This is a genomic window from Rhodoferax sp. (genome assembly GCF_028688795.1).
Classification (GTDB): Bacteria; Pseudomonadota; Gammaproteobacteria; order Burkholderiales; family Burkholderiaceae_C; genus Rhodoferax.
In genome coordinates, this window is record NZ_JAQTXM010000023.1 from 77,000 (window position 1) to 87,805 (window position 10,806).

At 60.2% G+C, this 10,806-nt stretch carries 11 protein-coding genes; 1 reads left to right on the forward strand and 10 read right to left on the reverse strand.

Annotated features, from left to right (window positions below; all coding sequences use genetic code 11):
* Nucleotides 1-5: 5 nt before the first annotated feature.
* From PHQ58_RS16460 to PHQ58_RS16500, 9 genes are all read right to left on the reverse strand, one after another.
* Complete coding sequence (locus PHQ58_RS16460) at nucleotides 6-1,700, reverse strand: STAS domain-containing protein (RefSeq protein WP_300112820.1); 1,695 nt, start codon at nucleotides 1,698-1,700, stop codon at nucleotides 6-8.
* Nucleotides 1,701-1,733: 33 nt separating this feature from the next.
* Entirely contained in the window at nucleotides 1,734-2,717 is a 984-nt protein-coding gene (gene dksA, locus PHQ58_RS16465) for an RNA polymerase-binding protein DksA (RefSeq protein WP_367187333.1), read from the reverse strand.
* A 211-nt stretch (nucleotides 2,718-2,928) separates the two neighbouring features.
* A complete protein-coding gene (locus PHQ58_RS16470; RefSeq protein WP_300112823.1) occupies nucleotides 2,929-3,996 on the reverse strand; it encodes a GTP-binding protein in 1,068 nt (355 codons plus the stop codon).
* A gap of 49 nt (nucleotides 3,997-4,045) precedes the next feature.
* Nucleotides 4,046-5,227, reverse strand: coding sequence for a class I SAM-dependent rRNA methyltransferase (locus PHQ58_RS16475; protein WP_300112825.1), 1,182 nt, complete (start codon nucleotides 5,225-5,227; stop codon nucleotides 4,046-4,048).
* Nucleotides 5,228-5,323: 96 nt separating this feature from the next.
* Complete coding sequence (locus PHQ58_RS16480) at nucleotides 5,324-5,635, reverse strand: hypothetical protein (RefSeq protein ID WP_300112828.1); 312 nt, start codon at nucleotides 5,633-5,635, stop codon at nucleotides 5,324-5,326.
* 31 nt (nucleotides 5,636-5,666) lie between these two features.
* Nucleotides 5,667-6,668: a tyrosine recombinase XerC gene (locus PHQ58_RS16485; RefSeq protein WP_300112831.1), complete on the reverse strand. Its 1,002-nt coding sequence runs from the start codon at nucleotides 6,666-6,668 to the stop codon at nucleotides 5,667-5,669.
* Between the two features lie 142 nt (nucleotides 6,669-6,810).
* Nucleotides 6,811-7,512, reverse strand: a complete 702-nt coding sequence (locus PHQ58_RS16490) for a DUF484 family protein (RefSeq protein WP_300112834.1) — start codon at nucleotides 7,510-7,512, stop codon at nucleotides 6,811-6,813.
* 12 nt (nucleotides 7,513-7,524) lie between these two features.
* Nucleotides 7,525-8,412, reverse strand: a complete 888-nt coding sequence (gene dapF, locus PHQ58_RS16495) for a diaminopimelate epimerase (protein ID WP_300112837.1) — start codon at nucleotides 8,410-8,412, stop codon at nucleotides 7,525-7,527.
* A 9-nt stretch (nucleotides 8,413-8,421) separates the two neighbouring features.
* Entirely contained in the window at nucleotides 8,422-8,787 is a 366-nt protein-coding gene (locus PHQ58_RS16500) for a nucleotide pyrophosphohydrolase (protein WP_300112840.1), read from the reverse strand.
* Between the two features lie 103 nt (nucleotides 8,788-8,890).
* Here PHQ58_RS16500 and PHQ58_RS16505 point away from each other — a divergent pair, with 103 nt between their 5' ends.
* Entirely contained in the window at nucleotides 8,891-10,558 is a 1,668-nt protein-coding gene (locus PHQ58_RS16505) for an MBL fold metallo-hydrolase (RefSeq protein WP_300112843.1), read from the forward strand.
* Nucleotides 10,559-10,582: 24 nt separating this feature from the next.
* Here the strand turns inward: PHQ58_RS16505 and PHQ58_RS16510 are convergent.
* The coding region (locus tag PHQ58_RS16510) for a hypothetical protein (RefSeq protein WP_300112846.1) at nucleotides 10,583-10,806 on the reverse strand (224 nt) is incomplete at its 5' end.

Sequence of the window (10,806 nt, forward strand, 5' to 3'; positions counted from 1 at the left end):
GAGATTCAGTTGGTTCGCACAGTGACCTGCGCGTGTTCATTGATGCCAATCAGGTTAAAGAATGCAGCCACCAGGCGAGGCATCTCGCGAAACTCCACCCGATGACCCTCAGCCGTCATGTGCGCTACCCAGTTCAGCAAACCGCCTGCCGCAGAAAAATCCACCCGGGTCAGTTGCGCGCAAGACACCCCCCAGAGGCCGTCCTCCCCACCAACCCGCTGCCACCTGGCCACAATGTCAGAGACATCCCCCGTCACGTCACCAACCAAGACCAGTTGCTGAGCCAGTTCAGGCAAAACCACAGGTTCAGGCAAAGCAGCCGCAGGGGCTTTCGGCTCAGACATCACCTGACAAATTGGCACCCGCCATGGGGGCGGCGAAACTTCATAAGTGACACAAAAATCCAGCGCCGCCAGCTCATAGTCATCTTGCAACCGCAACAGGCGAAGCGCGTCAAACCGCAGTTGCCACAGGTACTTTGGCACCGCCTTGTCGCCGTGCGGGGTCAGGGCGCGCAACACTGATGCAAGCGTCGCCGCGCCCTCAAAGCGCAGGGAAAGGGGTGTCTCACACCAGCGCGCCAGCAACTCAGCCAAACTCTTCGCAGCCGATGCCGACATGCGTTGCAGCAACCGCCAATCCAGCCCATACGTGACGGTGCCAGACCAAACCATGTCGCGCAATTGAGCCACAGCCACATCATCAAGTTCAACCGGGCTCACCCAATGTTGGCGTGCACCAGCAACAGGCCAAACGGCCGCTGTTGGCGACAACGCCGGGCGACTGGGCGCCATGGACGGCGGCGCATCTGACCAAGTGGGTGCCGAGCGACCAAAACGCTGGGCATAAGCCATGGCCATGCGCTCAAAATTGGCCTGTTGCCCCGTGCTGCGGTACAAATCCAGCAGCGCAGCCGCCCAACCTTCGGCCAGCTCAGGTGCCGCGTCAGCGATTTGCAAAGCGGCCTGCAGCGCGACCTCGGCGCCGACGTCGTCGCCGTTGGCGTAGCGAATGGCCGCCTCCTCCATTTCAGGGTCTGACAGGTTTTGTCCCATGTCGACCGAGACCATTTTGGATATTGAAAACGCGCTGCGCGGCGACATTGCATAGTCATCCGACGTCTGAGACATCGGCGCAACGCCCTGTTCGGTCGGCCGGAAATCGAAACCAGCCGCAGAGTCAGCCTGCGTGGTGGGGTCTAGCGTGGTGGGGGACAGGCGGGACATCTGGGTAGCTGGAAACGAATCTTGCGCTGCGGGGGCATTGGCATCGGCCATACCCGGTGTCGGCGCAGCCACAGTTGGCTCAGCAGAACCCATCGGCACCGCACCGGAGCGGCCTCTCCACCACTGGTGCGACATCTGGGCTTCAATTTCGTCAATTTTTTTGAGCGTTGTGGCACGCTCATGGGTGTCGGTGTCAATGTCGCCCGTGGTGCTGCGAAACGACGACAGGCCTTGCGACAGCTCGGCTTTGGCCACCGGTGAGGCTTGACGCAATTTGCGCAGCTTGCTGAACTCGCGCTTGCGTATTGCGTCGTCGTGCCGCTTGCGCTCAATGACCAATTTGAGCGCCTCCTTGCCATGGTCTGCGTCCTCGGCGACAGCCGGCTTGTCCAGTTCAGCCCAATCCTTGGTCGGATTGCGCACAAACCTGGCCATCTTGGACAACAAGCCGGGGCTATTGTCCTGTGTTGCCATCGTTTTCAGACCAAAACAAAAACAATCGATTCATCAGTCCCCAAACATTTTTTGCTTGAGTTCGCGGCGCTGCTGAGCCTCCAGCGACAAGGTGGCGGTCGGGCGGGCCAGCAGGCGGCCAACACCAATGGCCTCGCCAGTTTCGTCGCAGTAACCGTAATCACCCGCGTCAATGCGGCCAATGGATTGCTCGATTTTCTTCAGCAATTTCCGTTCGCGGTCACGGGTGCGCAACTCCAGCGCGTGCTCTTCTTCAATGGTGGCGCGATCGGCCGGGTCAGGCACCACCACGGTGTCTTCACGCAAATGCTCGGTGGTTTCACCGGCATTGCTCAAAATTTCATTTTTCAAGGTCACCAGTTTGGCGCGAAAAAACGCCATTTGGGTGTCGTTCATGTAGTCATCGTCCGACATGGCGATGACTTCGGCATCGGTCAGCTCTGTGACCGGTTTGGTTTTCCAGTTGTTCACCAACTTGGGGTCGCGCTTGGTGGCAGAGGCCAGCGGCGGCACGATGGGCTGTACTGCGGTGATCTGGGTGAAACTGGCCTTGGCAGCGGTGGACGCCACCGACTGCGCCATCGACGGCACGGTCAGTTGCGCCAACCGCGACGATGGCCGGCCAGTGCGCACTGGCACGCCTGAGGCGGTCATTTGAAGCTCTGGGCCCGACGACTTCGCCGCAGGTTTGACAGGCGCCGACACTGCGGCAGTTTTGGAAACAACAGGGGTTTGAATGGTCACTGCTTCAGTCTTCTTTTTGGAGGGGGATAAAACCGGCTTGGGCGCAGGCGCCGGCGAGGGTTTGGCCGCTACTTTTTTCACGGGGGCAGGTTTGGCAGCGGCTTTAGCCGCCACTTTGACAGAAGGCTTGCTGGCCACCGGGGCGGCTGACTTGGCCACTTTGGCTTTGTCAACCGCTTTGACTGGCCCGGCGGGCTTGCTGGCCTTGACGGGCTTGGCCAGCACGGCACTGGGTTCGGTGCTGGCTTTGGGCTTAACGGTTTGCGCTTTCACGGGGGACCTCCTGGCAGGCTTTTCCTGAATGGGTTGCGCGGGGGCAACTGCCTCCACCTTTTTGACTTTGCCCGCCTTGGACGCCACAGGGGCTGTCACTGGCAAGGTCTCTTCGTCGGGGCGCGAGTGTACAGGTTTCGCCGACGAGAACCCCATGAACTGAAAAAACGAGGCAAACATGTGATGCTCCGTGCGCAATCGGTGAGTGAACTTACACCAGGCTTTGCTCCATGCCCTGCAGAAAAATGTCTTTGGGCAGGTCAATGCCAATAAACACCATCTTGCTGCAAGGTTTTTCGTCCTTGCCCCAGGCGGGTCCCAGGTCACTGCCCATCAACTGGTGCACGCCCTGGAAAATCACCTTGCGCTCGGTGCCCTGCATGTACAGCACACCCTTGTAACGCAACATGCGCGGGCCGTAGATATTGACAATGGCGCCAAGAAAATCTTCCAGTTTGGCCGGATCAAAAGCACGGTCTGAGCGGAACACAAAGCTTTTCACGTCGTCATCATGGGCATGGTGGTGGCCGTGTCCTGCCTCATGCTCGTGGGCATGGTCCGGGTGGTTGCAGGCCTCGCCGGGCGCATGGTCATGACCCGCATGGTCATGACCATGGTCGTCTTCCTTGAGGAAATCAGGGTCAATGTCGAGCTTGGTGTTGAGGTTGAAACCACGCAGGTCAAACACCTCGCTCAAGGCCACCTCGCCAAAATGCACGGCTTTTTGCGGCGCGCGCGGGTTCATGTGGCTCAGGCGGTGCATCAGGTCATCAACTTCTGCGGGCGTTACCAGATCGGTCTTGCTGATGAAGATTTGGTCAGCAAAACCCACCTGGCGGCGCGCTTCCTGGCGGTCGTCAAGCTGCTGGTTGGCGTGTTTGGCATCCACCAGCGTCAAAATGGAATCGAGCAAATAGCTCTCGGCAATTTCGTCGTCCATGAAAAAAGTTTGCGCCACCGGGCCTGGGTCGGCGACACCAGTAGTTTCGATCACCACGCGGTCAAAGGCCAGCAGGCCCTGGCGCTTTTTGGCGGCCAGCAGCTGCAGGGCTTCGCGCAGGTCTTCGCGGATGGTGCAGCAAATGCAGCCATTGCTCATCTGGATGATCTGCTCTTTGGAGTCGGTCACCAGAATCTCGTTGTCGATGTTTTCTTCGCCAAACTCGTTTTCAATGATGGCAATTTTCTGGCCGTGGGCTTCAGACAACACGCGTTTCAGGAGCGTGGTTTTGCCGGAACCGAGAAAACCGGTGAGGATGGTGACGGGGATTAAGCTCATGAATGGACCTTTTGGAAGGCTGCGAGTTTAACGAAGCCCGGCACAAGCTCTATTTGCGCATGACCACTAAGCCCTTCAGGTACTCGCCTTCCGGAAAATTGATGGTCATGGGGTGGTCTGGCGCGCCACCCATGCGCTCATGGATGAAGCCGTCCACACCCGCGTCACAGCCGGCCGAAGCAACGATTTTGTGGAACAGATCGACGCTGATGCCGCCCGAACAACTGTAGGTGAACAGCACGCCCCCCGGTGCCAGCAGCTTGAAGGCCAGGCGGTTGATGTCTTTGTAGGCACGGGCGGCGCGTTCGGCATGCGCCACGGTGGGCGCAAATTTGGGCGGGTCCAGCACGATGGCGTCAAAGGTCTGGCCTTGCTCGATGAATTTGCGCAAGGACGCATTCACATCCGCATCCATGAACGTGGCGCGACTCGCCTCAAACCCGTTCAGCGCCACGTTGGCCGCGGCTTTTTCCAGGGCCGGGCCAGACGAATCAATCGACGTGACGTGTGCCGCGCCGCCAGTGAGCGCCGCCACGGTGAAGCCGCCGGTGTAGCAATAGCAATTCAACACCCGTTGAAACTTGAGGCGGCGGGCATAGTCGGCAAAAATTTTGCGACTGTCGCGCTGGTCCAGGTAGAAGCCGGTTTTGTGGCCCTCGGCAATGTTCACGGCCAATTGCCAGTCGTGCTCTTGCAGGATCAGGTCCACATCGCCCTGCCCACGCAGCCAGCCGGTAGCCTCGGGCAAGCCTTCAAGGGTGCGGCTGCTGGCATCTGAGCGCTCGTACAGCTTGGTCAAGCCAGTGGCTGCCAGCAAGGCATCGGCAATGTCCTCTTTCCAGCGCTCAACGCCTGCCGAGGTGAACTGCGCCACCAGCGTGTCGCCATAGCGGTCCACGATCAGCCCCGGCAGGCCGTCTGATTCACCATGCACCAGCCGCATGCCATTGCTATTTATAGCAAATCTGGCTCTAGCCCTTACAGCATAATCGCAAGCAGCTATAAAAAACGATGCATCCACACGCTGTGCTTCATCAAAGCTCCAGACTCGGGCGCGGATTTTGGACGCCGGGCTGAACGCTGCCCAACCCAAGAATTGGCCGGCGTCAGACTCCACGCGCACAGTTTCACCGACATCGGCTGCGCCTTTGGCAATGGCTGACTCAAAAATCCAGGGATGGCGGCGCAAGAGCGAACGCTCCTTACCCGCGCGCAGACGAATGATTTTCATGGGGTATTTCTAACGGCAAAAGTGGGTTAGTTTTGCAAAAACCTGACCCACTGGCTGCGTACTAACTTAACTAGGGTGTTGGCGGCCTGGTGGCGTTCAATAAGTAATGGCCATGGACGGCACGTCGACACGAATCATGGGCTTACCCAACGCGCCACTGACTGCTGCCACGTACTCGGCCGCCCACTTGGCATCGCTTAGCAAGGCATTGCCTGCCGCCTGCGTCACCACCAAAATCTTGTCGGCGGTGAGCACCTTGCCACTGGCGCGCAGGGGCTCGCAGTCAAGCGCAGTGAACTGCTGGTCGAGCCAGGCGCGGGCCGCATCGTGCGCCAGCGGCGCACCTTCGGGCACATGAAAAGAAAACTCAATACCTTTGTCCAGCGTCACAATGATTTGCTTTTGCATAAGTCACCTTGGTTGAAATCGTCACAGCTTGCTATTTTGACCCACTTGAACCACCGGGTTTAAGGTGCGCGCGGGGATGGGCTGCATCATAGGCTTTGGCCAGGTGCTGAAAATCAAGCCGAGTGTAGATTTGCGTGGTGCTGATGTTGGCGTGGCCAAGCAACTCTTGCACACCGCGCAGGTCGCTGCTGGACTGCAGCAGGTGGCTGGCAAACGAATGGCGCAACATGTGCGGGTGCACGGGTGCTGCCAAGCCGGCTTGCAGGCTGCGCTGGCGCACACGCTGCCAGATCGACTGGGCGGTGAGCCGCGTGCCGTTGCGCCCGATGAACAGCGCAGCTTGCGGCGTGCCGCCCGCCACCAGTTGCCCGGGCATCTTGGGCAGCGCCTGGTCACGCAGCAGCAGCCAAGCCTGCAGCGCCAGCACCGCTCTGGCCCCTACCGGCACGATGCGACGCTTGCTGCCCTTGCCGAGCACATGGGCCTCCGCCGCCTGCAAATCGACCCAACCACGGGCCTGGTCACTGGCCAAAGCATCAAGCCCGGTGAGTTCAGCCACCCGCAAGCCGCCGCCGTAAAGCAACTCGACCATGGCCGCATCACGCGCCTCCAGCCAGGGGTGAGCCTCGGCTTGGTCGAAACTGGCCAGTTGCACCGCTTCGTCCACGCTCAAGGCTTTGGGCAAGGGTTTGGCCGCTTTGGGGGCGCGCACATCAAGCACCGGGTTGCACGACACCTGACCTTCACGCCCGAGCCAGATGTAAAACCCGCGCCAGCCTGACAAAATCAGGGCAATGCCGCGGCCACTGCGGCCACCGCTGTGCATTTGCGCCACCCAGCGGCGAATGTGGCTGGGTTGGACCGCAACCAGCCCAACGCCGACCTGCGCCGCATAGGCAGCGAGTTTTTCGAGGTCAAGCGTGTACAGCGTGACCGTGCGCTCGGCCAGGCGCTTCTCAAACCGCACATGGTCCAAATAACGCTGCACCAGCGGGTCGGGCGCAGCAATGTCCGATAAATCTGCGCTGGTCATCTGCGAGCCAGTTGAAGCGCATCGTCATGGCAAACGACGTAAAGCCATCCGCTGCGCCAGGCGGCATGGATTACCAGGGCACTGCAAGCCACGCAATGACGACATTTTTGGATCATGCGAAGGCGTGTTGACGCGATGAAAACTAGCGCAGAGGCGACAACGCGGCGCTGGCCAGCTCAGCCACGCGGGCCAGAAAGTCGGTGCCCATGGTGCTGGTGAAACGCTGCGAGTCTGGCGAGGCCAGCACCAGCAAGCCGAACGCTGGCGCCGTGCTGCCCACAGGCCCGGCGCGCAGCGGCAAAATTGCCAGTGACACGACGGCTTTGGGGTCGGGCAGCCAGTTGATGGCTTCCAGGCCGCTGTTGACGCCACAAAACGGCTCAGTCAGCGACGACACAAACGACTTGGCGTCGTCGCTCACGCCTTGCGCAAACGAGGCGCCCGCATAGGCCGCGTCAACCCCCCAGACCTTGATGCCAACCTGCGGCACCGAAAACTGGTCAGCCAGCTCGGCCGCCATCAGCTCTGGCAAAGTAGCTGGGTCGGTGTTCAAAAACAGCGTGCGCGCCCATTGCAACAGCTTGTCTGACAGCACCATGTTGTCATTCACATTGCGGATCATGTCCATGATGCGCAGTTCGAGCATCTTGATTTTTTCGCGCAACAGGCTGGCCTGGCGCTCTTGCAGGCTGATGGCACGGTGGTTGTGCGGGCTGCTAAGTTGTACGCAAGACAGCAACTCGGCATGGCGCTCAAAAAAATCAGGCGTGTTGGCCAGGTAGTTGGCAATGTCGTCTTCGGTGATGGGGTTGCTGATGGCGCTGGGCAAATTTGAATGGGGCATGGGGATCAGACGTTAAAGAAAATTGGGGAGGTCATCGGGCAAGTCAATGGCGCCCTGAAACACGGTGGTGGCAGGGCCAGTCAACATGACAGATGACGCACCGCCAGCCCAGGAAATGGTCAACACGCCGCCGTGGGTAAGAACGTCTACGGTGCCATCGAGCAGACCAAGCCGGATGCCAGCCACGACCGCAGCGCAGGCACCTGTGCCGCAGGCCAGTGTTTCGCCAGCACCGCGCTCGTACACGCGCAGGCGAATGTGCGAGCGGTCCAGCACCTGCATGAAGCCCACATTCACGCCGCGCGGAAAGGCTGGCAAGGCCTGGATTTGCGGGCCAAGGGTGAGAACTGGCGCGGTGTCCACATCGTCCACCAGCGTCACCGCGTGGGGGTTACCCATGGAAACAATTGCTACTGAAATAGCAGCTATCTGCGCTTTATTTAAAAGGGCTAGAGGCCATATTTCCCATAAATTTTGCAGGTTTGGCATAAGCCCAGTGGGTTCAAAAGGCACATGCGCCAGCTCAAAGTCTGGCGCTTCCATGTCGACGGTGACGCGGCCGTCAGGCTGCCAGTGCAGCTCCAGCACCCGGTTCATCGTCTGCACCCGGACCACGTCCTTGGCAGTGAGGCCCTGGCTGCGCACAAAACTCATGAAGCAGCGTGCGCCATTGCCGCAATGCTCCACTTCGTTGCCATCTGCGTTGTGGATGACATAAGAAAAATCGATGCCAGGCCCGGGCGAGGGGCGCACCGTGAGGATTTGGTCGGCCCCCACGCCAAAGTGGCGGTCGGCCAGAAAACGGTATTGCGCAGGGCTCAGCTTGTGGCGGGTTTGGGTCTCATCAAGCACCACAAAATCGTTGCCGGCGCCTTGCATTTTGGTGAAGGAGATGTGCATGGGTTTGGATTATCCGCGAGTGCTGACGAGCGATGAAGGCAAGTGCGGCGATGAACACGGCACTGCGGCGGGGTGCTTGACAGCGTTTTTCACCAACTTGCTGGCCACGGCGCTCGGCAGGTCGATAGTGCACTGGTCGGCCACTTGCAGCAGGTACAGCAGCACATCGGCCACCTCGTCGGCGATGCGCTCCTTGGTGGCGGGGTCAAGGTGCGCGGCCTGTGATTCTTCGGGGGTCATCCACTGGAAGATTTCAGCCAGTTCGGCAGATTCGACCATCAGCGCGGTGCTGAGATTTTTGGGCGTGTGAAACGGCTGCCAATTTCGCGCGGCGGCGAATTCACGCAGGGTTTGTTGAAGCGATTGAATGTCCATATGGGTTCTTCCTTGAGATAGATCAGCGTTATTTGGCATTGTTACCCGCGGGTACACGAGCTGGCGTTGACCCTGCCGATACGCCCGCCTGCATAATTTGCCCATGCCCCGCACCAACCAACTCCTTCACCCCGCCCGCACCCCTGCCCCTTTGCGTGCCGCCGCCACCGTGCTGCTGCTGCGCGACACGCCCGACGGGCTTGAGGTGCTGATGACGCGGCGCTCCAGCAAAGCCAGCTTTGTGCCGGGCGCTTTCGTGTTTCCGGGCGGTGGCATTGATGCGGCAGACGGCTGCTGCCACGCCATTGCCCAGCGCCGGGCCACGCAAAATGATGAGGCCTTGACACAAGCCGTGGCCGCGATTCGTGAGAGTTTTGAAGAGCTGGGCGTGCTGCTGGCGCGCCATGCAGACGGCAGCTGGGCCACGCAAGCCGAGATTGACGCGATGGACCGACAGGGCAATTTTTCTGCGCAGTGCGCAGCGCGCGGCCTGACACTGGCCGCCAGCGACATGCATGTGTTGGCCCGCTGGATCACCGACCGCGACCTGCCCAAACGTTTTGACGTGCCGTTTTTGGTGGCCCGGGTGCCGCCAGACCAAGCGCCGGTGGCGGATGAAACCGAACAATTCGAGCCGGTGTGGGTGCGCCCCGGTGATGCCTTGGCGCGCCACCAGGCTGGCACTTTTTTCATGATTTTCCCGACCATCCGCACGCTGGAGCGACTGAAAGACCTGGCCACGGTCGACGCCGTGCTGCAGGCATGCGCGGTGTCTGAAGAACCCTTGTTCACCAGTTGCCCGCGCGCCGGGCTGCTGGCCGGACGCGAAGCGCGCTACATGGAACACGATTCGCCGTTTGGTGAATTGGCACTGGTCTGCCCGGACGGCCAGATCGTTCACCCTCTGGACTGGCAAAGTGAGCAACCCGTGCAACTGCTGAAAAACGTGCTGCGCCTGACCGCGCCCAACCCCGGCGCCATGACCGGCCCTGGCACCAACAGCTACCTTGTGGGCGACCCCCACACCGGCTTCATCGCCATTGACCCCGGCCCGGCCGATGACGCGCACCTGGAAAAACTGTGGCGCGCCGCCGGCGGCGACATCCGCATGATTGTCTGCACGCACTCGCACCCCGACCATTCCCCCGGGGCCAAGCCGCTGCAGGCCCTGTGTGCCGCGCCGCCGCCCATTCTGGGCCTGCCCAGTGCGGCCTCAGCACGTGCCCACAGCACGTTCACGCCCGACAGAGTGCTACAAAATAAAGAGCTTATTGCGCTTACTCCAAAAGGGCTAGAGGCTGATTTTTCATATAAAACAAGCCACACCCTGCAAGTCATCTACACCCCCGGCCACGCAGCCAACCATGTGTGCCTGGTGCTGCTGGAAGACGGCTTGCTGTTCAGCGGCGACCACATCCTGAACGGCAGCACCACGGTGATTGACCCGCCTGACGGCGACATGAACGACTACCTGAATTCGCTGGATGTGCTGGCTGGTGCCTGCGCCGAGCACGCCATCAAGTTCATCCTGCCCGCGCATGGCTACGTCATTGGCGGGCCTGAAGACGAGGCCCTGGCGGCAATCACCCGGCTCAAGACCCACCGCCTGCAACGCGAGGCCAAGGTGATGGCCGCCATGCAGGCGCAGCCCGAAGGCACCTTGGACGACTGGGTCGCCCGGGTCTACGACGATGTCCCAGAACGCATGTGGCCGGTGGCCAAACGCTCGCTGATGGCGCACGTGGCGAGGATTGCGTCGATGGTGGGCTGACCGTGCATACATTCACCTGGGGCTTCATGGCCATTTAAGCGCCGCTTCAAAAACCACAGTGACGCGTGACGGAAATGGTGTGGGGTAACTGCCAAGGATCGCCAGGTTTCTGTGTCGGGTTAAGACCCTTATGCACAGTTCCCAGTTATGAACAGTTTGATTTGGCATTTCGCGTGGAAGCCGCATGGATGTTGACTTTCTTCGGATGTCTGGAAGTTGCAACTCACCATAATTCTGCTGATTCTTAC

Coding starts and splice junctions, on each gene's coding strand:
- PHQ58_RS16475 (WP_300112825.1), bottom strand. CDS start 5,227: ATGAAAATCATTCGTCTGCGCGCGGGTAAGGAGCGTTCGCTCTTGCGC.
- PHQ58_RS16460 (WP_300112820.1), bottom strand. CDS start 1,700: ATGGCAACACAGGACAATAGCCCCGGCTTGTTGTCCAAGATGGCCAGG.
- PHQ58_RS16505 (WP_300112843.1), top strand. CDS start 8,891: ATGCCCCGCACCAACCAACTCCTTCACCCCGCCCGCACCCCTGCCCCT.
- dapF (WP_300112837.1), bottom strand. CDS start 8,412: ATGCACATCTCCTTCACCAAAATGCAAGGCGCCGGCAACGATTTTGTG.
- PHQ58_RS16490 (WP_300112834.1), bottom strand. CDS start 7,512: ATGCCCCATTCAAATTTGCCCAGCGCCATCAGCAACCCCATCACCGAA.
- PHQ58_RS16480 (WP_300112828.1), bottom strand. CDS start 5,635: ATGCAAAAGCAAATCATTGTGACGCTGGACAAAGGTATTGAGTTTTCT.
- PHQ58_RS16470 (WP_300112823.1), bottom strand. CDS start 3,996: ATGAGCTTAATCCCCGTCACCATCCTCACCGGTTTTCTCGGTTCCGGC.
- PHQ58_RS16485 (WP_300112831.1), bottom strand. CDS start 6,668: ATGACCAGCGCAGATTTATCGGACATTGCTGCGCCCGACCCGCTGGTG.
- PHQ58_RS16500 (WP_300112840.1), bottom strand. CDS start 8,787: ATGGACATTCAATCGCTTCAACAAACCCTGCGTGAATTCGCCGCCGCG.